This is a genomic window from Streptomyces sp. NPDC003691 (assembly GCF_053981115.1).
In genome coordinates this window covers 14,532-35,153 of the sequence record NZ_JBSFNQ010000078.1, presented here as the reverse complement: position 1 = coordinate 35,153, position 20,622 = coordinate 14,532, and the positions used below count along the sequence as shown (strand labels likewise).

The following is a 20,622-nucleotide window of genomic DNA, read 5'->3' as shown; positions in this document are numbered from 1 at the left end:
TGAACAGACCGAAGGCCACCACGACGGACGCCAGGACCATCACCATCGAGTTGGTGATGGTGCCGATGGAGCTGATGACCGTATAGGGCACGAAGACGATCAGCCCGTCGATCAGCGAGCCGCCCAGGCGCAGCCCCCAGTGCGCCAGTTCGGGCATACCGCCGCCGTAGCCCGCGTCCCCGGGGTAGCCGCCGTAGGGCTGGACCGGGCTGGTCGGGGGCTGGGGATAGCCGTACTGCTGCTGGGGCTGGCCGTAGGGTGGCTGGTCCTGCGGCGGGTAGCCGTAACCGGGCTGGCCGCCCGCGGGCTGGCCGTAGCCGGGGTTCTGACCGTATCCGGGGTTCTGGCCGTAGCCCTGGCCGGGCTGCTGGCCGTACGGATTGTTGGGGTCGCCGAAACTCATGGCGCGATTCCTCCGTTGACAGACGCGGGGACGGCGCGGTCCTTGCGGGAGGAGAACAGGGGTGGACTTGCGGAGATCCCCCCGATCCGCCGCGACACGTTAACCACATCATCGTCCTGTCCGGTTCGCCGCCTTGTCCAGTTGCGGCGCCGAGTGTTGCGTAAGAGCAACATCGGCATTTCATGACAGAACGGATATCCGGCCGGTGGTGGCCCGGGTCCGTACCGGCCCGGCCCGTACCGTCCCCGTCCGCTTTCCGGACCGGAATTGGAACCGGGCAGGGTCCATCCGCGAGGATGGGGGTATGACCGCCCAGATTCTCGATGGCAAGGCCACCGCAGCCGCGATCAAGTCCGAACTGACCGCCCGCGTGGCGGCGCTCAAGGAGAAGGGAGTGGTCCCGGGGCTCGGCACCCTCCTCGTCGGTGACGACCCGGGCAGCCGCTGGTACGTCAACGGCAAGCACCGCGACTGCGCCCAGGTCGGCATCGCGTCCATCCAGCGCGAACTGCCCGACACCGCCACCCAGGAGGAGATCGAGGCGGTGGTCCGGGAACTCAACGAGAACCCCGAGTGCACCGGTTACATCGTCCAGCTCCCGCTTCCCAAGGGCATCGACACCAACCGGGTCCTGGAGCTGATGGACCCGGCGAAGGACGCGGACGGCCTGCACCCGATGAGCCTCGGCCGGCTGGTGCTCGGGGTACCCGGGCCGCTGCCCTGCACCCCGTACGGCATCGTCCAGCTGCTGCGCCGCCACGGTGTGGAGATCAACGGGGCGAACGTGGTCGTCGTCGGCCGCGGCATCACCATCGGGCGGCCGATGCCGCTGGTGCTCACCCGCAAGTCGGAGAACGCGACGGTGACGCAGTGCCACACCGGCACCCGTGACCTGTCCGCGCATCTGAAGCAGGCGGACATCGTCGTCGCCGCCGCCGGAGTGCCGCACCTCATCAAGCCGGAGGACCTGAAGCCGGGCGCCGTGGTGCTCGACGTCGGTGTCAGCCGGGACGAGAACGGCAAGATCGTCGGAGATGTGCACCCCGGGGTCGCCGAGGTCGCGGGCTGGGTGGCCCCGAACCCGGGAGGCGTCGGCCCGATGACCCGCGCACAGCTGCTGGTGAACGTCGTCGAGGCGGCGGAGCGCGCGGCCGGCGCGGGGAACTGAGCGGAGCTACGGAGGAGACCGGCCATGGCCGTACGGACGAACGACGACCGGGAGACGGGCGCGGCGGGCACCGGCGGCGACCGGCCGCCGTCGGCCGGTCCCGCGGCGGGGGACGGCTCCGGGGACGCGCCCGGGGCGGGACGGCCCGCGGCCGGGGACGGAGCGGAGACCGCCGCCGGGGCGGGTACGGGAACCCGTAGCGGATCCCCTGCCGAAACCGATGCCGCCGCTGAAGCCGCCGCCGAAGCCGGGATCGCGGCCGATGCGGACGCTGATACGGATACGGACGCCGGTACGGATACGGACGCCGGTACGGCCCCGGAGGCCGGGGAACGGGCCGGTTCCGCGGCCGGGGACGGCTCCGGGACCGGGCGTCAGGAACGTGAGGAATCGGACGGCTCCGCGGACAAGGACCGCTCCGTGGACGCGGGCGGCTCGGCGGACGAGGGCGGGGCCCGGAACGGCTCCGGCTCCGTACCCGACGGGGATGCCGACGGGGCCGCCGACGCGGATACAGACGCGGATACCGGCGCGGACACCGGCGGGGACGGTACGGCCGCCGGTGGCGACAGCACCGGCTCCGGCACGGGTTCGTCCCGGCGTCCGCCCGCCCTGACCACCGATACCGCCCGGCCGGAGGGCGGCGGCCGGGCCGCCCCGGGCGATGCCCCCGCACCGGCCCGGCAGTGGCCGCTGCTCACCGTGCTCGGTCTCGTCGGGCTGGGCCTGCTGATCGTCGGCACGGATCCGTTCGACGAGGCGGCCCGGGTCGGCACCCTGCTGATCGGCCTCTCCCTGATCGCGGCCGCCGTGATGCGGCGGACCATCCCCTCGGTCGGCATGCTGGCCGTACGGTCCCGCTTCACGGACATGGTCACCTACGGCGTACTGGGCACGGTGATCTCGCTGCTCGCCCTGATGATCCAGCCCGAACCCTGGCTCCAGGTCCCCTTCCTGGAGGACTTCGTCCACTTCCTCGTCGGCCGCGAGACCAAGTGATCCGAGCCGCCGCCGGCTGACCGCCGGGACCGGAGACCTACGGCGCCCGCCACCCCCGGACCGGGGGCGGCGGGCGCCGCGGCGTCCGGCCGCCGGGGCCGTTGTGATCCGTGGCATGGACGTGACCGTTCCACCGCGGTGTGATCGTCGGTCCGGGATGGGAGACTGGGGCGTCGGACCGGAGGACGCACACGCGGTATCGGGGAGCCGCGTCGTCGCCGCGGGCGAGCCGCCGCTCGCTCCGGTCCGTGACCGGGCGGATGTCCGGGAGACGTAGGGGGGTAGGACATTGCCTCAGTGGAAGGCACTGCCGGAAGGGCTCGACCCGGACATCCGGGAGCTCACCGAGCAACTGCGCCGGATCGTCGACGGCAGCGGGCTCGACATCGCCGGGCTCTCGGTGGCGACCGGCTTCGGTGTCACATCGTGGGAGCGGTATCTCGACGCGCGGATCCTGCCGCCGCAGCGGGCGATCGCCGCGCTCGCGGAGCGGACCGGAACCGGTATCCACGGACTGACCGCCCTGCGTTCACGTGCCGAGACGGCCTGGTACCGGCTGGAGGCGGGCCGGGACCGCGCCACGGAGCAGCTGCGGGTGGCGCGCACCCGGGAGTGGGCCTCCGTACCGAAGCCCAAACCGGCACCGGAGCCCGCCGCCCCCGGCGCCGCCACCGGCTCCGAGCCGTCCGGCCGGGATCCGCTCTGCTCCGGTGCGCCCGCCGCCGATCCGTTCGGCCCGGAGCTTCTGGGACCGGGTTCGTCCGGCCCCGAAGCGGTGGGTCCCGCGACGGCGGACGCCGATATGTCCTCCCCGCCGGCCGCCGGGGGCTCCGCCGCGGACGCGCTCTCCGGTGCGGGCGGCCCGGACTCCGGACCGTCCGCCTGGAACGCCGTCCTGGTCGACGACGGCGGTCCGGCCACCCCGCCGCGGGGCGCGTACGTCCCGGAGGGCGGCGGCCGTGCGGCCGCCCGGCGGGCCAGGCGGGCCGCCGAAGCCGCCGAGGCCGCGGCGGCCGGAGGACCCCCGCCGACCCCGGCCCCGAGCGCGACCGCGGCCACGACCCCGACCGCAGCCGGGGCCCCCACCCGGGCCCCCGGCCCCGCACCGCGCGCGTCCGGTGTGGACAAGCGGCGGATCCTGCTCTTCCTGGCCGGTGTCGCGGGCGCCCTGGTCCTGATCCTCGGGGCCGTCTTCGCCGCCGATCTCGGGGTCACGGGGGGCGGGACCGGCGGCGACCGGGACCGTACCGAGCCCGTGGCCAAGGTGCCCCCCACCCCCTCCGGGAGCGCGTCCCCCGGTGTGCCGCTGCCCCCGGAGGGCGTCGAGTGCACGGGCGCCGCGTGCACCGGCAAGAACCCCGAGGAGATGGGCTGCGGCGGCGACTTCGCGCGCACGGTGTCCCAGGCGACGGTCGGCAAGGCCCGGATCGAGGTCCGGTTCAGCCAGGTCTGCCAGGCGGCCTGGGCCCGGCTGGTGGACGCGTCCACCGGCGACTCCGTCCACATCAGCGTCGGGGGCAAGGGCAAACAGACCGGCACGGTCAACGGCAAGAGCGACGCCTACACGCCCATGACGGCGGCGGTGAAGGGCTCGGACGCCAAGGCGTGCGCCGAGCTGACGAACGGGACCACGGCCTGCACCGTCGTCCAGTGACGCCCGCCCCGGCCCCGGCGCTCCGGGCCGCGCACGGCGCGGGAACAGGCGGTCCCCGCGCCCCGGGGCGCCCCGAGTGAGCAAGGCAACGAGGGGCTGGCGGACCGCGGCGGCACGGGTCGGATAGCCTGACCGCGGAGATGTCTCTTCACATCAAGATTCGTGAGAGCGGCCCCGGCGGACCCCGGTCCGGCGGACCCCGCGATCCCGGACCGCGGTGCCGGAGCGGCATCCGACCCGGGGGCACGGACCCCCACCGCCAGATGTCTTACGGAGATCGCCATGACCCGCACTCCCGTCAACGTCACCGTGACCGGCGCGGCCGGCCAGATCGGCTACGCGCTGCTGTTCCGCATCGCCTCCGGCCACCTGCTCGGCCCGGACGTGCCGGTCAAGCTGCGCCTTCTTGAGATCACCCCGGCCCTCGGCGCCGCCCAGGGCACCGCCATGGAGCTGGACGACTGCGCGTTCCCGCTGCTGCGCGGCATCGACATCACCGACGACCCGAACGTCGCCTTCGACGGTGCGAACGTCGCGCTGCTGGTCGGCGCCCGCCCCCGGACCAAGGGCATGGAGCGCGGTGACCTGCTGGAGGCCAACGGCGGCATCTTCAAGCCGCAGGGCCGGGCGATCAACGACCACGCCGCGGACGACATCAAGGTCCTCGTGGTCGGTAACCCGGCGAACACCAATGCGCTGATCGCCCAGGCCGCCGCGCCGGACGTACCGGCCGAGCGCTTCACCGCGATGACCCGCCTCGACCACAACCGCGCGATCTCCCAGCTGGCGGCGAAGACCGGCGCCCCGGTCTCCGACATCAAGCGCCTGACGATCTGGGGCAACCACTCGGCGACCCAGTACCCCGACATCTTCCACGCGGAGATCGCGGGCAAGAACGCCGCCGAGGTCGTCAACGACGAGGCGTGGCTGGCCGACACCTTCATTCCGACCGTCGCCAAGCGCGGTGCGGCGATCATCGAGGCCCGTGGCGCCTCCTCCGCGGCATCGGCGGCGAACGCGGCCATCGACCACGTCCACACCTGGGTGAACGGCACCGCCGACGGCGACTGGACCTCCATGGGCATCCCGTCCGACGGCTCCTACGGCGTTCCGGAGGGCCTGATCTCCTCCTTCCCCGTCACCACCAAGGACGGCCGCTACGAGATCGTCCAGGGCCTGGAGATCAACGAGTTCTCCCGCGGCCGGATCGACGCCTCGGTGCAGGAGCTGGCGGAGGAGCGCGACGCGGTCCGCGCCCTCGGCCTGATCTGAGCCTTCCCCATCGCAACGGACCCCGGGTCCGGCACCGTGACGGTGCCGGACCCGGGGTCCGTCGTACGAGGTGCCGAAGGGCGGGTATGAGGCCCGGGCACCCGCCCGGGGAACCCGCGTACCCGCCCTCTGAATCCGGCCACCCGGCCGCGGCCGGGGGCTACTCGCCGAAGCCCGCCGGCGCCGGTACGGCGTCCTCCGCCGCGCGGCTGGTGTCCTCCCAGGCGCGCCAGGCCGTCAGGCGCGCCTCCGTGGTGCTCATCGCGACATCGAAGGCCAGGCTGCCCAGCAGCAGGCGGAGCGGCGGGTCGTCGGAGGCGACCAGCTTGAGAACGGCCTCCGCGGCGAGTTCGGGAAGGCTGTCGCGGGAGGACTCGGCGAACTGCTCCTGGAGTTCGGTGCGCAGCTCCCCGTAGACGTCCAGCGGCTCCGTCATGGCCATGCCCTTGGTGTAGAGACCGGTCCAGTAGCCGCCCGGCTGGACGATCGTGACCTTGACGCCGAACCGCGCCGCCTCGGCGGCGAGGGCTTCGCTCATGCCTTCCAGCGCGAATTTGCTCGCGCTGTACAGGCCGGTCGTGGGGAAGCCGCTGAGGGCACCGATGCTGGAGACCTGGAGGATATGGCCGCTGCGGCGGGCCCGCAGATGGGGGAGTACCGCCTGGCTGACCCAGAGGGCTCCGAAGAAGTTGGTCTCCAGCTGGGCCCGGGCCTGCTCCTCGGTGAACTCCTCGACCATGCCCATCGCGAGATAGCCCGCGTTGTTGACGACGACGTCGAGGCGGTCGAAATGGGCCACCGCCCGGTCGACCGCCGCCACCACGGCGGCGCGGTCGGTGACGTCCAGGGAGAGGGTGAGGAGCCGCTCGCGGCCGTACTTCTCGGCCAACTCCTCCAGGGGGGAGATATCGCGGGCGACGGCGGTGACCCGGTCGCCCGCGGCAAGGGCCGCCTCGGTGAAGGCCCGGCCCAGGCCGCGGCCGGCACCGGTGATGAACCAGACGCGGTCGGGGGAAGTGGTCACAGAGGGCTCCTTCGCAGGTCGGGGCGGTGCTTCCGGAGTCGAGACGGTTCGTCTCGCTTCGTTGGTGACGACAGTACGCTGCTCTCCCGCAGATGGCAAGACGGATCGTCTCGTCTCGTTTCAGAAAGGGGCGGCGGAGGTGAAAGTTCTTTCATCGGCACCCTGCGGCGGATTCCGGCCGAACCGGTTCCGCTTCGGGTCCGTGGCCGGTCAGAGCACCTGAGGCGGTCAAATGCCGCCGTTTGGCAAAGAGGTGGGAATCACGGAGTAAAGGTCCAGACCTATTGACGGGTTGGTCTAGTCCTCTTAATGTCTCGTTCACCTCTACGGATCCGGCCCTGGAGCCTGCGCGCTGCCAGGGCCAACGTGCCCACCCCCCATGCGTGTTGTGCAAGGCCGAACACCCTGCGTCCCCCGGAGGGGATGCGGGCCCCCCACCAGGAGGATCCGAACGTGCTGTCCCCTCGACGAGCGAGAGCGACGCTGTTCGCCGCAGGTGCCGCCGCCGTCGGCGCGCTGCTGGCGACCACGCTGTCGCCAGGCGTGTCCCAGGCCGCCTCACAGGAGAACTGTCGCCCTGAAGGGCTCTACTCGACGCCCGGCGTGAACGTCCCGTACTGCACGGTGTACGACACCGCGGGACGCGAGAAGATGGGCGCCGACCACCAGCGCCGCATCATCGGCTACTTCGCCAACTGGCGTACCGGTCAGGACGGCAGGCCTGCCTACCTGGCCAACAACATCCCGTGGGACAAGATCACCCACATCAACTACGCCTTCGCCGGTATCGACGCCGCCAACAAGATCACCGTTGGCGCCGCCGGACCGACGAACCCCAACACCGGGATGACCTGGCCGGGTGTGGCCGGTGCCGAGATGGACCCGGCGCTGCCCTACAAGGGCCACTTCAACCTGCTCAACAAGTTCAAGAAGCTCCACCCCGACGTCAAGACGCTGATCTCGGTCGGCGGCTGGACGGACAGCGGTGGCTTCTACAAGACCACCACCAACGCCGACGGCACCGTGAACACGGCGGGGATCAACACCTTCGCCGACTCCGCCGTCGAGTTCATCCGCCAGTACGGCTTCAACGGCGTCGACATCGACTACGAGTACCCGACGTCGATGACCAACGCCGGCAACCCGGCCGACTGGACCGTGGCCAACGCGCGCCGCGCCGGGCTCAACAAGAGCTACAGCGTGCTGATGAAGACCCTGCGCGAGAAGCTCGACCGGGCCAGCGCCGCGGACGGCAAGCACTACCTGCTGACCATCGCCGCGCCGTCCTCCGGCTACCTGCTGCGCGGTATGGAGACGTACGAGACCGCGAAGTACCTCGACTACGTCAACATCATGTCGTACGACCTGCACGGCACGTGGAACGAGCACGTCGGCCCGAACGCCGCGCTCTACGACGACGGCAAGGACACCGAGCTGGCGCCGGTCTACGGTGCCGCCCAGTACGGCGGGATCGGCTACCTCAACACCGACTGGGCCTACCACTACTTCCGTGGTTCGATGCCGGCCGGCCGGATCAACATCGGTGTGCCGACCTACACCCGCGGCTGGAAGAACGTCCAGGGCGGTACGGACGGACTCTGGGGCAAGTCGGTCGCGAACACCTGCCCGCCCGGCTCCGGTCTGACCAAGTGCGGTGACGGTGCCGTCGGCATCGACAACATCTGGCACGACAAGGACACCAACGGGCAGGAGGCCCCGGCGGGCTTCAACCCGATGTGGCACGCCAAGAACCTGGAGAAGGGGATCGTCCCCGACTACCTGCCCAAGTTCGGCCTGCCCGCGAACACCACGCTGACCGGCACCTACGTCCGCAAGTACGACTCGACCCTGGTCGCGCCGTGGCTGTGGAACGCCCAGAAGAAGGTCTTCATCTCCACCGAGGACGAGACGTCGACCATCGCCAAGGCCGACTACGTCGTCAACAAGGGCCTCGGCGGCACGATGATCTGGGAGCTGGCCGGCGACTACGACTTCAACGCCGCCAAGAACCAGTACGAGCCCGGCTCGTCGCTGATCACGCTGATGTACAACAAGTACAAGGCGGCCACTCCGTACGGGGTGAAGAAGGCCAACATCACGATGCCCACCGAGGCGATCAACCTCGGTGTCGAGTTCGGCGGCTTCCAGCTCGGGGACAACAACTACCCGATGAGCCCCAAGCTGAAGATCACCAACAACACCACCGCCACACTGCCCGGCGGTACGGAGTTCCAGTTCGACTATGCGACCTCCGCGCCGGGCAATGCCAAGGACCAGTCCGGCTTCAACTCCCGGATCGTCACCAGCGACCACACGGGCAACAACGTGGGCGGCCTGAAGGGTGACTTCCACCGGGTCGCGCTGAAGCTTCCGGCCTGGCAGACGGTGGCCCCGGGCGCCTCGGTCGAGCTGGACTTCGTCTACTACCTGCCGACCTCGACGCCGTCCAACTGGACCGTCACCTTCGGCGGCAAGACCTACGCCATCGCCGCCGACCTGGCCCGCGGCACGACGATCGTCGACCCGGGCACCGGTACCACCAGCGGCACCACCAACGGAACCACCAACGGGTCCAACGGAACGACCAACGGTTCCAACGGCACCACGAACGGGTCCAACGGGTCCAACGGCACGACCGGCAACCCCTGCGTCCTGCCGGCGTGGGACCGGAACACCGAGTACCCGGCCGGTTCGCAGGTCTCCCACAACAGCAAGAAGTGGAAGTCCAAGTGGTGGACGAAGGGCGACGAGCCCGGGACCAGCCAGTGGGGTCCCTGGGAGGACCTCGGCCCCTGCTGAGTGACCTTCCTCCGCACCACAACTGAAGAGATCCACTGATCAGCCCGGCGGCGCAGTCCCTGACCCTGCGCCGCCGGGTTCTTTACTGCCCCGCGCCGGGCCGCCCGCGAGCCGCCGCCGGGCCGCCGGTGAGCTGCCGCCCGGCACCCGGGCCGGGCCCGCCGCCGCTGCACGGAAGGTCAACGATCTGTGCACGAAAGGTCAAGTCGGGCCCCTGTATAGCCCGTAGACTATTTCCCGAACGGATCTCCACTGTTCGCCCGGGGAGCACCTCCGGTTCCCGGTCCGGTCACCCGTCGACCGGAGCGGGACCGGGTGCTCCACGGTCCCCGTTCTCCGCCGACCGCGTTCGGCGGAGAACGGGCCACCGGGCAGGGACGGTCCGCGGCGCTCGACCGCGCCGGACGGGCCGGCCCCGCGGGGGTATCAGTGGCCGAGCACCGACCGCAGCTGGTCGAGTCCCCAGTCGAGGTCCTCCTTGGAGATCACCAGGGGCGGGGCGATCCGGATCGTCGAACCGTGGGTGTCCTTCACCAGTACCCCGCGCTCCATCAGCTTCTCCGAGATCCGCCGGCCGCTGCCGTGGGCCGGGTCGATGTCGACACCCGCCCAGAGACCGCGGCCGCGCACCGACTCCACCGCGCCGGCGCCCGAGAGCAGCCCCAGTTCGTGATGGAGGTGCTCGCCCAGTTCGGCGGCGCGCTGCTGGTACTCGCCGGTACGCAGCATGGCGATCACCTCCAGCGCCACCGCGCAGGCCAGCGGATTGCCGCCGAAGGTCGAACCGTGCTCGCCGGGGCGGAACACCCCGAGGACCTCGCGCGAGGAGACCACGGCGGACACCGGGACGACACCGCCGCCGAGCGCCTTGCCGAGGATGTACATATCGGGGACGACGTCCTCGTGCTCACAGGCGAAGGTCCGGCCGGTGCGGCCCAGCCCGGACTGGATCTCGTCGGCGATGAACAGCACGTTCCGTTCGCGGGTGAGCCGCCGGACCGCGGGCAGATAGCCCGGCGGCGGGACCAGCACCCCCGCCTCGCCCTGGATGGGCTCCAGCAGCACGGCGACGGTGTTCTCCGTGAGGGCGTTCTCCAGGGCGGTCGCGTCGCCGTAGGGCACGATCTCGAAGCCGGGCGTGTAGGGGCCGTAGTCCGCCCGTGCCTCGGGATCCGTGGAGAAGCTGATCACCGTGGTCGTCCGGCCGTGGAAGTTGTCCGCGGCGACGACGATCTTCGCCCTGTTGTCCGGGACGCCCTTGACCCGGTAGCCCCATTTGCGGGCCGTCTTCACCGCGGTCTCCACGGCCTCCGCCCCGGTGTTCATCGGGAGGACCATCTCCATGCCGCACAGCTCGGCAAGACCGGTGCAGAAGTCGGCGAACCGGTCGTGGTGGAAGGCCCGGGAGGTGAGGGTGACCCGGTCGAGCTGGGCCTTGGCCGCGCCGATCAGCCGGGGGTTGCCGTGGCCGAAGTTGAGCGCCGAGTACCCGGCGAGCAGGTCCAGATAGCGGCGGCCCTCCACATCGGTCAGCCAGACGCCCTCAGCGGTCGCCACGACGACGGGAAGGGGGTGGTAGTTGTGTGCGCTGTACGCCTCCGCGGTGGCGATGGCGGTCTCCGAAGCAGTCACGGGATCTCCGTTCTCCTGGCGAGCCGGGCGGACAGTACATCCGGACATCGGGTACATCCGGTGGCGGGTGGGATCGCCACCCCTTCTTCTATGGTCACTCGCCGGTCGCCCCGGGAAACCTTCCGCCCCGTGCGTCCCGCGGCGGTGTCCCGCCGCACCCCGTTCTCCGGCCCGTCGGCATAGGGTGGCGGTACGCGCGGCGACTGGCGTACGGGGAGATCACCCCGAGGGAGCCGAGCGCGCAGGAGCATCACGAGGGTGCCGACCGCCTGGGTACCCCGGACCACTCGTGAGCCCGGAGGACACCATGAACCTTCCCCTGCCCCATCCCGCCCTGACCGCCGCCGATCCGGAACTCGCCGGACTCGTCGCCGACGAGGAACTGCTCCAGGCCGCCACCCTGCGGATGATTCCCAGCGAGAACTATGTCTCCGGCGCGGTGCTCGAAGCCTGCGGCACCGTCCTCCAGAACAAGTACAGCGAGGGCTATCCCGGCCGCCGCTACTACGAGGGCCAGCAGATCGTCGACCGGGTGGAGCGGCTGGCCGTGGCCCGGGCCAAGGCCGTCTTCGGTGTCGAGCACGCCAATGTCCAGCCCTACTCCGGCTCCCCGGCGAATCTCGCCGTCTATCTCGCCTTCGCCGAGCCCGGCGACACGGTGATGGGCATGGCCCTGCCGATGGGCGGCCATCTCACCCACGGCTGGGGCGTCTCCGCCACCGGGACCTGGTTCCGCGGAGTCCAGTACGGGGTCCGCCGGGACACCGGTCTGGTCGACTACGACGAGGTCCGTGAACTGGCCCTCAAGGAGCGCCCGAAGCTGATCTTCTGCGGGGGCACGGCCCTGCCGCGGACCATCGACTTCGCGGCCTTCGCCGAGATCGCCCGCGAGGCGGGTGCGCTGCTGGTGGCCGATGTCGCCCATATCGCCGGGCTGATCGCGGGCGGCGCGCACCCCTCGCCCGTGCCCCACGCCGATGTGATCTCGACGACGACCCACAAGACCCTCCGGGGCCCCCGCGGGGCGATGCTGATGTCCCGCGAGGAGCATGCCAGGGCCCTCGACCGCGCGGTCTTCCCCGGCCTCCAGGGCGGCCCGCACAACCAGACCACCGCGGCGATCGCGGTCGCCCTCCACGAGGCCGCCCAGCCCTCCTTCCGTGAGTACGCCCATGCCGTCGTCGCCAATGCCCGGGCCCTCGCCGATGCCCTGCTGGACCGGGGCTTCGACCTGGTCTCCGGCGGTACCGACAACCATCTGATCCTGCTGGACCTGACCGGCCGGGACGTTTCCGGGAAGATCGCCGCCAAAGCCCTCGACCGGGCGGGGATCGTCGTCAACTACAACACCGTTCCCTTCGACCCGAGGAAGCCCTTCGACCCCTCCGGGATCCGCATCGGCACTCCTTCCCTCACCTCCCGCGGCCTGGGCACCGGTCATATGACGACGGTCGCCGACTGGATCGACCGGGGGGTGACCGCCGCCCGCGCCGAGGACGAGCCCGCGCTCACCGCGATCCGGGCCGAGGTCGCGGAGCTGATGGCCGCCTACCCGGCTCCGGGCCTGACCGTCTGATCCGGCCGGGCCGGGCCGGGTCCTGCCCCGGTCCGGCTTGCCCCGGCCGGGCCGGTCCCGCCCGGCCGGGCCGGTCCCGCCCGGCCGGGCCGGTCCCGCCCAGCCGGGCCGGTCCCGCCCAGCCGGGCCGGTCCCGCCGGGGCGGGGCGGTCCTGCCGGGGCGGCGGCCGCCCGCTCCCCTGCGCCGGGCGGCCGCCGCGGCTTATCACTCCCGCTCCGGCCCCCGGCGGCCCGGCAGCCCGCCCGGCAGGGCCGACTGTGAGCGCGCTATCGCCGACCGCAGCAGCAGGGCGATCGCCGTACCCGCCACCAGACCCGGCAGCGACCACCACCAGTTCTCCCCGATGCCCGGCGACGGCGGGGAGGCCGCGGTCAGTGCGGCGGACGGGGCGACCGCGGCCACCGGCGGATCCGCCGGGACCGGCGCCCGGTCCGCCGCCGCGGCCGCCCCGCTGTCCGGGCCCAGCCCCAGCGTGCGCAACAGCTTCCGCAGCCCCGGTCCGTCCGCCGGGCGATGCCAGACGCCCTCGCTGCTCAGCCAGTTGTCCCCGGTCCCCGGGCCGCCGGAGGCGGACGCCGTCTCGTTCCCGTTGACCCTGCTGTTGATCCAGACGTCCTTCGGGGCCTTGCCGAAGTAGACCTGGTCCGTCCGCCAGGCCAGCACATCGTGCAGGAACCAGGTCATCCGCACCGACGCGCGCGACGACTGGTCCGGATCGACCCCGGCCGGCGGCTCCCCGCCGCCCTGAGGCACCGAGCCCGCCGACATCAGCTTCTCCAGGTCCCGGTACTCCGTGCTCTCCATCCGGAGGGCCACCGCCCGGCCCTGCGGATGCTCGATGATCATGACGCTGGTCGGTCCGCCCGCCACCGCCGCCGGGGCGAGCACCAGCCCCAGCGCCAGCACGGTCAGCAGCACGGCGATCCGCCGTGCCTTTCGGAGTGCTTCCATATCTCCCCCAGAAGCTCCGCCGGAGCATCTCCTCCGCCCCGACTGTCGACTCTGATACACCGCCCGCCGCCGATCCGTTCCACTCTCCGGGCAGAAATTCCGGCCGGTCTCCAGGAGCCACGGAGCCACGGAGCCACGGAGCCACGGAGCGGAAGGGGAGAGGGCGGGGAGGGAGAGACGGCGGGGAAGGGGAGAAAAGGAGGACGGGAGAACGGGGAGGGCCGGGGCGGACGGGCCGACGGGACCGGCGGGCTGAAGGGACTGGTGGGCTGAGGGACCGGTGGGCGGTGACAAGCCTCAGGGCCGTCGTGCCGGTACGGACTCCGCGACCGCCAGGGCCCGGCCCAGCGCGTCCACCCCCTCCAGCCGGAGCGTCGTCCGCCCGTCCGGCGACATCCAGAGCAGCGTCGGGCCCGCGGTCCTGCGCCGCTCCTCCCACCGGGTGCTCTCCCGGTCGAGCAGAACGAACCGCAGCAGATGGGGACGGGCGAACCAGAGCCCCGTCCCACCGTCCCCGGTCCCGGTCCCGGTCCCGGTCCCGGCGGAGCCGACCCGCACCCACTCCGGCTGTTCGGCGCTCGTCTTGATGAAACCCGGGTCCAGCCGGGCCGGGAACTGGTCCAGCCGGGTCACCCGCCCGGCCTTCCCGCTCCAGCAGAGCGTCAGCACCCGACGGCTCTCCGCGCCCACGGTCACCGAGTACGCGTCCGGGGCGCCCAGCGACTTCGGCACCAGTGCCCCGAACCCGGCCCGTGCCTCCGCCTCGGCGCGCGCCAGCGGCTCCCCGCACCCGGGGACCGCCGGGCTCCGCCCCGGCTGCCCCGGATCCGGCGACCGGCCCTCGGGGTCGTACCGCACATCTATGCCGCCGAAGTCGAACCGGTCCGCCCACTCCACCACCGATGCCCGCACCGGCGGGGTGAGCGCCAGGGCCACCAGCACCCCGGAGAGCGTGAGCGCCAGCGCGCGCCGGTGCCGCCGCAGCCGGTGCCGCACCCGCTCGGCCCGGCCCGGCGGCGCGGGTGCCGGGGAAGGGGCGGGCACCCCTCCGGCGAGCAGGTTTGCCACCACCCGCTCGGCCATCGTCTCCCCGTCGACCTCGGGAACCCTGATCGCCCGCCCCAGCGCCCGCAGCTCGGCCTCCAGCAGCAGCTCCAGCCCGCTCTCCGGCCCACCCGGCAGCCCCTGCCCCGGCCTGCCTCCCGACGCCCCGGGCCCCGGCTCGCGCCCGGCCTCGCCCGGCGCTCCGGACCCCTGGCCGCCCGACGACCCGTCCCCCTGTCGGCCCTCCCGTCGGTTCTTCCGCGCGTCGTCAGGCCCGCCCGGCGTCCTGCGCCCCTGCTCGCCCGACGGCCCGTCGCCCGCGTCCTCCGGCATCTCTCTCACCTCCCTCCGCCCTTCTCCGCCGCTCCTATCAGCCGCCCCAGCTTTGCCAGCGCCCGGCTCAGCCGGGACTTCACCGTCCCCCGCGGCCAGCCCAGCGCCTCCGCCGTCTCCGCCTCGTCCATCTCCAGCAGATAGCGGTACGTCACCACCTGCCGCTGCTCCCGGCTCAGCTCGCCGAGGGCCGCCGCCAGCTCCGCCCGCCGCTCCACCGACTCCACGGCCACCGCCGGATCCGCCGATTCCGGTATCGCCGTCCAGGGGTCCAGCAGCAGCGCCTCCCGCCCCGCGAGCGCCTGCCGCCGCCCGGCCGCGCGCAGGGTGTTCCTCGTCTCATTCACCACGATCCGCAGCAGCCACGGGCGGAACCCGGCACCCGGCCGGAAGCCGTCCAGCGACTGATATGCCTTGAGGAACGCGCTCTGCACCACATCCTCCGCGTCCGCCCCCGCGCCGAAGGCCACCGCCGCGCGCAGCGCGACCTGCGTATGGGCGCGGACCAGCTCCGCGTACGCCTCCGGCTCTCCGGCGCGCACCCGGGCGATCACCGCGGCCGCGTCCACCCCGGCCGCGTCCCCTCCCGCGCTCGCGGGCACCCGGCCTCCGGACGCGGACCGGTCGTCGCTTCCGACGGCGGTCCGTCCCCCCTCCCGTACGGTCACATCTTTCATACACCGGCGGCCGGAGATCGGTTCCACACCTGAGAGAATGAGCGACATGGCATCCGTCCGACCTCGCGCCCTGTCCGGGATCCAGCCCACCGCAGGCTCGTTCCACCTCGGGAACTACCTCGGGGCGATCCGCCAGTACGTGGCGCTGCAAGAGACCCACGACGCCTTCTACATGGTCGTCGACCTGCATGCGATCACGGTCCCGCAGGACCCGGCCGAGCTGCGGGCGAATACCCGGCTCGCCGTCGCCCAGTTGCTGGCGTCCGGCCTGGACCCCGACCGCTGCACCCTCTTCGTGCAGAGCCATGTCCCGGAGCACGCCCAGCTCGGCTGGGTGATGAACTGCCTGACCGGTTTCGGCGAGGCGTCCCGGATGACCCAGTTCAAGGACAAGTCGGCCAAGCAGGGGGCCGACCGGGCCACGGTCGGCCTGTTCACGTACCCGATCCTCCAGGTCGCGGACATCCTCCTCTACCAGGCCGAGGCCGTTCCGGTCGGCGAGGACCAGCGGCAGCACATCGAGCTGACCCGCGATCTCGCCGAGCGCTTCAACGCCCGCTTCGGTGAGACGTTCACCGTCCCCGCGCCGCATATCGTCAAGGAGGTCGCCAAGATCTACGACCTCCAGGACCCCACCAGCAAGATGAGCAAGTCGGCCTCGACGCCCAAGGGTCTGGTCAATCTGCTCGACGAGCCGAAGACCACCGCGAAGAAGATCCGCAGCGCGGTCACCGACACCGGGACGGTCATCGACTTCGACCCCGTCGAGAAGGCCGGCATCAGCAATCTGCTGACCATCTACGCCACCCTCACCGACCGGTCGGTCCCCGAGCTGGTGAAGGAGTACGAGGGCCGGATGTACGGGGCCCTGAAGACCGACCTCGCCGAGATCGTCGTGGACTTCGTCACGCCCTTCCGGGAGCGTACCCAGGCATATCTGGACGATCCGGAGACGCTGGACGCGATCCTCGCCAAGGGCGCGGAGAAGGCGCGGGCGGTCGCCGCCGAGTCGCTGGCGACCGCGTACGACCGGATCGGTTTCCTGCCCGCGAAGCACTGACGGGCGCCGACGGCGGCGCTCCCCGGGGGCCGGGACCTTTCCGGACCGGCCCCGGGGAGGGTGCGGCCGCGGCCGGAGGCGGGCGGCGGGGCCGCCGGGCCGAGCAGGTGCGTACCGTTTCCGGGAGCCGTTCGGCCCAATTGGCGGTGTGTTCTGCGTCTCTGGTCACATCCGCCGCCCACCGGCCACACTGGCGGCGGAAACCACCGTGCACAGCGGTACGAAGCAGACGAAGAGTACGGCCCGGCCGGTGGATCCGGCCGGTGCGGGGGACAGCAGCAGTCACGACGCGACCATGGACGGGAGAAAGACGTGGGGAGCGTAACGCTCGGCGTTTCGATCGCGGTCCCGGAGCCCTACGGCAGCCTGCTCCAGGAGCGCCGTGCGGGTTTCGGAGACCCCGTCGCGCACTGCATTCCCACCCATGTGACGCTCGTCCCGCCCACCGTGGCCGACCGGTCCGCGCTCCCCGCGGTCGAGGCGCATCTGCGCGAGGTCGCGGCGGTGGGCCTGCCGTTCCCCATGAAGCTGTCCGGTACGGGGACGTTCCGTCCGGTGTCCCCGGTCGTCTTCGTCCGGGTCGTCGAGGGCGCCGCCGCCTGCACCCGGCTCCAGGAGTGGGTCAGGAGCGGCTCCGGCCCGCTCGCCCGTGAGCTCCAGTTCCCGTACCACCCCCATGTCACCGTGGCGCATGCCATCGACGAGGCCGCGATGGACCGGGCGCACCAGGAGCTGGCCTCCTTCGAGGCGTCCTGGACCTGCGGTTCCTTCTCGCTGTACGAGCAGGGCGAGGACGGGGTCTGGCGCCAGTTGCGCGAGTACGCGTTCGGCAGCGGGATCGGCTCGGTCCCGGCGCAGGGCTCACCCGTGGACGAACCGCAGCAGGCCGGGCCCCGCGGCCACGTGGAGCCCGCCTCCACGTCCTGACCCGCCGCCGCCGGGCGAACCGAGCCCGGGAGTCACAGCGGCAGCCGGCGGAAGACCGGGCGCGGGACATGCCGCAGCGCCGACATCACCAGACGGAGCTTCCCCGGCACCCACACCAGCTCCGATCTGCGCCGCAGCCCCGTCTCCACGGCCAGTGCGACCGCCTCGGGCGTGGTCGCCAGGGGGGCGTCCGGCAGTCCCGCGGTCATCCGGCTGCGGACGAAGCCGGGCCGGACGACCATGACATGCACACCCGTGCCGTGCAGCGCGTCCCCGAGCCCCTGGGCGAAGGCGTCCAGTCCGGCCTTGCTGGAGCCGTAGATGAAATTGGTCCGGCGGGCGCGCTCCCCGGCGACCGACGAGAGCACCACCAGCGAGCCGTGCCCCTGGTTCTGGAGGGCGGTCGCGCAGACCAGCCCGGCGGAGACCGCCCCGGTGTAGTTGGTCTGTGCGACGCGTACGGCGGCGGCCGGGTCGCCCTCGTCGTTGGCCTGGTCGCCCAGGACTCCGAAGGCGAGCAGCACCAGGTCGAGGTCGCCCTCCGCGAACACCTTGCCGAGGGTCTCCTCGTGCGCGGCCGGGTCCAGTGCGTCGAAGGGGACGGTACGGACGTCGGCGCCGAGCGCGCGCAGCGAGTCGGCCGCCGTGTCCAGGTCGGGCGTGGGGCGGCCGGCCAGCCAGACCGTCCGGGTGCGGCGGGCGATCAGCCGCCGGGCGACGGCCAGCCCGATCTCCGACGTACCGCCGAGGACGAGCAGGGACTGCGGGGCGCCGAAGGCGTCTTTCACGGGTGCTCCTTCAGAGGGGCGGGGGCCGGGCGAGCCGGGGCCGGAGGCGGGGGGAGGGCCGGAGGGCGAGGCGGGGGAGCCGGGGGAGCCGGGTTCAGAGGGCGAGGCGGCGGGACAGGTCGGAGGTGAAGACCCGGTCGGCGCCGGTACGGGCGCGGAGCGCGCGGAAGTCGTCGAGCCGCGGGTACATGGCCGCCAGCACCTCCGGCCGCAGCCGGGAGTCCTTGGCGAGGTAGACCCGGCCGCCCGCGCCCACCACCTCCTCGTCCAGTTCGTCGAGGAAGGCCCCGAGCCCCGGCAGGCCCGCCGGGACGTCCAGTGCCAGGGTCCAGCCTGGCACCGGGAACGACAGCCAGCCGGGGTCGCCCTCGCCGAACCGTTTGAGGACGGCGAGGAAGGAGGGGCAGCCGCGCCGCGCGATCCGCCGGACGATCCGGCGCAGGGTCTCCTCCTGCCCGTGCCCGACCACGAACTGGTACTGGACGAAGCCGTCGCGGCCGTAGACCCGGTTCCAGTGCGGCACCCCGTCCAGGGGGTGGAAGAAGGCGGTGAGCCGCTGGAGCCGGCCGGTGCCCGCGCGGGGCGAGGTGCGGTACCAGAGTTCGTTGAACAGTCCGACGGTCGCCCGGTTCAGCAGTCCGGGCGGTACGGAGGCCGGGGCGGCGGGCAGCGAACCGGGGCGGAAGGCGAGGGGCGCGCGCCGGGCCCGGGCGGGCAGCGCCGCGAGCGGGGCGTGGTCGCCGCGGGTGATCACCGAGCGGCCGGTGGCGCGGCCGCGGGCCAGCAGGTCGATCCACGCGACCGAGTAGCGGTGCCGTTCGGCGCCGGTGCCGAGCCGGGCGAGTACATCGTCGAGGTCGGTGGCGCGCTCGGTGTCGACCAGCATGTACGAGGTCTCCACCCGGTGGAGTCGGAGCACGGCGGCGAGCACCACACCGGTCAGCCCCATGCCTCCGGCGGTCGCGTCGAAGAGTTCGGTGCCGGGCACGACGGTCCGTACGGTGCCGTCGGGCAGCAGCAGGTCGAAGGCGCTGACATGCCGGGTGAAGGCGCCGCTGACATGGTGGTTCTTGCCATGGATGGCGGCGCCGATCGCGCCGCCGACGGTGACGTAGCGGGTGCCGGGGGACACCGGTACGAACCAGCCCAGCGGCAGCAGCACCTCCATCAGCCGGTGCAGGCTGACGCCCGCGTCGCAGACGACGGTGCCGTCCGTGACATCGACGGAGTGGATCCGGTCGAGGCCCGTCATATCGAGGACGCAGCCGCCCGCGTTCTGCGCCGCGTCCCCGTAGGCCCGGCCGAGCCCCCGGGCGATCCCGCCGCGCGCTCCCCAGCTCCGGACGGCGTCGGCCGCCTGCTCATGGGTGCGGGGGCGCCAGCGGTAGGCCGTGGAGGGGGCGGTGCGGCCCCAGCCGGTGACGGACACGAACGGGTCCCCGGCGTCGGTGGCGGGGGCGGTGCGGGTGTCGGCAGCCATACTCATGACCGTATCGCCGCTTATGCCCTTAATTTCGGAGTGCCTTGGGGACTCGCCGAAACGGGTGATTAAAGGAGTGTCATCTGAGATTGGCGTGAAAGTCGGCCCGCGGCCCAGAAGAGTCCCCCGTGCCTGTCGCGGGCTCCCGGGACAAGGCCACGGACTCCCGGGACAAGAAGGACCGGACCGCGGGGACCGCGGGAAGCACGGCGGAAAACCGCGGGAAGCACGGCGGAAAACCGCGGGAAGCACGGCGGAAAGGGGCGGCGGAGGTGCGCTATGCGATACGAGGACCGGTCCACGGGCCCCGACCGCCGGCTGCTGGCCGCCCTGCGCGGCTGCGGTGACCGGCCCGCCGTCGCCACCGCCGCGCGGACCCTCTCCTACGCCGGGGAGCATGCGGCGCTCTGGCTGGCCGCCGGGCTGACCGGGGCCGCGGCCGACCCCGCCCGCCGCGCCGCCTGGCTCCGCGCCACCGGCGCCGTCGCCGGGGCGCATCTGGCCAGCATGGCCGTGAAACGGGTGGTACGGAGGCCCCGGCCGCCGGACCGCGGCGGCCGCGCGGCCCTGGTCCGTACCGCCGGACGGCACTCCTTCCCCAGCTCGCACGCCGCCTCGGCGGCGGCGGCCGCCGTCGCCTTCGGGGCGCTGCTGCCCGCGGGCGGCGGCCGCAGACTGCTCCCGGCCGCCGTCGCGGCGGCGATGTGCGTGTCCCGGGTCGTCGTCGGGGTGCACTATCCGACCGATGTCCTCGCCGGGGCCCTCCTCGGCGGCCTCGCCGCCCGCCCGCGTACCCCCATCGACCCGAACGGGAGGCCCGTGTGACGACCGAAC

At 72.5% G+C, this 20,622-nt stretch carries 16 protein-coding genes, 1 pseudogene and 1 riboswitch; of the genes and pseudogenes, 9 read left to right on the top strand and 8 right to left on the bottom strand.

Annotated elements, in window-relative coordinates; all coding sequences use genetic code 11:
• Window positions 1–403 (bottom strand): annotated as a pseudogene (locus tag ACWDR0_RS27745) (RDD family protein); the annotation flags it as partial.
• Window positions 404–707: 304 nt separating this feature from the next.
• Here ACWDR0_RS27745 and ACWDR0_RS27740 point away from each other — a divergent pair.
• The 4 genes from ACWDR0_RS27740 to ACWDR0_RS27725 all read left to right on the top strand — a co-directional run bounded on the left by ACWDR0_RS27740 (window position 708) and on the right by ACWDR0_RS27725 (window position 5,496).
• Window positions 708–1,571, top strand: coding sequence for a bifunctional methylenetetrahydrofolate dehydrogenase/methenyltetrahydrofolate cyclohydrolase (locus tag ACWDR0_RS27740; protein WP_456354517.1), 864 nt, complete (start codon window positions 708–710; stop codon window positions 1,569–1,571).
• A 24-nt stretch (window positions 1,572–1,595) separates the two neighbouring features.
• Window positions 1,596–2,570 carry a DUF3017 domain-containing protein gene (locus ACWDR0_RS27735; RefSeq protein WP_456354516.1) on the top strand — a complete coding sequence of 325 codons (975 nt, stop codon included), beginning with the start codon at window positions 1,596–1,598 and terminating at the stop codon, window positions 2,568–2,570.
• A gap of 289 nt (window positions 2,571–2,859) precedes the next feature.
• A complete protein-coding gene (locus tag ACWDR0_RS27730; protein WP_456354515.1) occupies window positions 2,860–4,224 on the top strand; it encodes a DUF2690 domain-containing protein in 1,365 nt (454 codons plus the stop codon).
• Window positions 4,225–4,506: 282 nt separating this feature from the next.
• Window positions 4,507–5,496, top strand: coding sequence for a malate dehydrogenase (locus tag ACWDR0_RS27725; RefSeq protein ID WP_456354514.1), 990 nt, complete (start codon window positions 4,507–4,509; stop codon window positions 5,494–5,496).
• 160 nt (window positions 5,497–5,656) lie between these two features.
• Here the strand turns inward: ACWDR0_RS27725 and ACWDR0_RS27720 are convergent, their stop codons facing one another.
• A complete protein-coding gene (locus ACWDR0_RS27720) occupies window positions 5,657–6,520 on the bottom strand; it encodes an SDR family NAD(P)-dependent oxidoreductase (RefSeq protein ID WP_456354513.1) in 864 nt (287 codons plus the stop codon).
• 423 nt (window positions 6,521–6,943) lie between these two features.
• Between ACWDR0_RS27720 and ACWDR0_RS27715 the strand changes: the two genes are divergently transcribed.
• Window positions 6,944–9,319, top strand: a complete 2,376-nt coding sequence (locus ACWDR0_RS27715) for a chitinase C-terminal domain-containing protein (RefSeq protein WP_456354512.1) — start codon at window positions 6,944–6,946, stop codon at window positions 9,317–9,319.
• A gap of 426 nt (window positions 9,320–9,745) precedes the next feature.
• Here the strand turns inward: ACWDR0_RS27715 and rocD are convergent, their stop codons facing one another.
• Window positions 9,746–10,951 (bottom strand): ornithine--oxo-acid transaminase, encoded by a 1,206-nt coding sequence (rocD, locus tag ACWDR0_RS27710; protein ID WP_456354511.1) that lies wholly within the window; start codon window positions 10,949–10,951, stop codon window positions 9,746–9,748.
• A 189-nt stretch (window positions 10,952–11,140) separates the two neighbouring features.
• A riboswitch (ZMP/ZTP riboswitch) is annotated at window positions 11,141–11,233 on the top strand.
• 25 nt (window positions 11,234–11,258) lie between these two features.
• On the opposite strand from rocD, the gene ACWDR0_RS27705 reads away from it, so the two are divergent.
• A complete protein-coding gene (locus tag ACWDR0_RS27705) occupies window positions 11,259–12,527 on the top strand; it encodes a serine hydroxymethyltransferase (protein ID WP_456354510.1) in 1,269 nt (422 codons plus the stop codon).
• Between the two features lie 205 nt (window positions 12,528–12,732).
• Here ACWDR0_RS27705 and ACWDR0_RS27700 read toward each other — a convergent pair whose 3' ends face one another.
• From ACWDR0_RS27700 to ACWDR0_RS27690, 3 genes are all read right to left on the bottom strand, one after another.
• Window positions 12,733–13,479, bottom strand: a complete 747-nt coding sequence (locus ACWDR0_RS27700; protein ID WP_456354509.1) for a hypothetical protein — start codon at window positions 13,477–13,479, stop codon at window positions 12,733–12,735.
• A gap of 297 nt (window positions 13,480–13,776) precedes the next feature.
• Complete coding sequence (locus ACWDR0_RS27695; RefSeq protein ID WP_456354508.1) at window positions 13,777–14,856, bottom strand: hypothetical protein; 1,080 nt, start codon at window positions 14,854–14,856, stop codon at window positions 13,777–13,779.
• Window positions 14,857–14,861: 5 nt separating this feature from the next.
• A complete protein-coding gene (locus ACWDR0_RS27690; protein WP_456354507.1) occupies window positions 14,862–15,533 on the bottom strand; it encodes an RNA polymerase sigma factor in 672 nt (223 codons plus the stop codon).
• A gap of 46 nt (window positions 15,534–15,579) precedes the next feature.
• On the opposite strand from ACWDR0_RS27690, the gene trpS reads away from it, so the two are divergent.
• Window positions 15,580–16,593 (top strand): tryptophan--tRNA ligase, encoded by a 1,014-nt coding sequence (gene trpS / locus ACWDR0_RS27685; protein ID WP_456354506.1) that lies wholly within the window; start codon window positions 15,580–15,582, stop codon window positions 16,591–16,593.
• Window positions 16,594–16,905: 312 nt separating this feature from the next.
• The gene (locus ACWDR0_RS27680) at window positions 16,906–17,520 is read left to right on the top strand and encodes a 2'-5' RNA ligase family protein (RefSeq protein WP_456354505.1); all 615 of its coding nucleotides are present in this window, start codon (window positions 16,906–16,908) and stop codon (window positions 17,518–17,520) included.
• Window positions 17,521–17,552: 32 nt separating this feature from the next.
• Here ACWDR0_RS27680 and ACWDR0_RS27675 read toward each other — a convergent pair whose 3' ends face one another.
• On the bottom strand, window positions 17,553–18,308 hold the full coding sequence (locus ACWDR0_RS27675) for a decaprenylphospho-beta-D-erythro-pentofuranosid-2-ulose 2-reductase (RefSeq protein WP_456354504.1): 756 nt from the start codon (window positions 18,306–18,308) through the stop codon (window positions 17,553–17,555).
• Between the two features lie 94 nt (window positions 18,309–18,402).
• Entirely contained in the window at window positions 18,403–19,788 is a 1,386-nt protein-coding gene (locus ACWDR0_RS27670) for an FAD-binding protein (RefSeq protein WP_456354503.1), read from the bottom strand.
• 279 nt (window positions 19,789–20,067) lie between these two features.
• Between ACWDR0_RS27670 and ACWDR0_RS27665 the strand changes: the two genes are divergently transcribed.
• Window positions 20,068–20,613, top strand: a complete 546-nt coding sequence (locus ACWDR0_RS27665) for a phosphatase PAP2 family protein (RefSeq protein ID WP_456354502.1) — start codon at window positions 20,068–20,070, stop codon at window positions 20,611–20,613.
• Window positions 20,614–20,622: the final 9 nt, after the last annotated feature.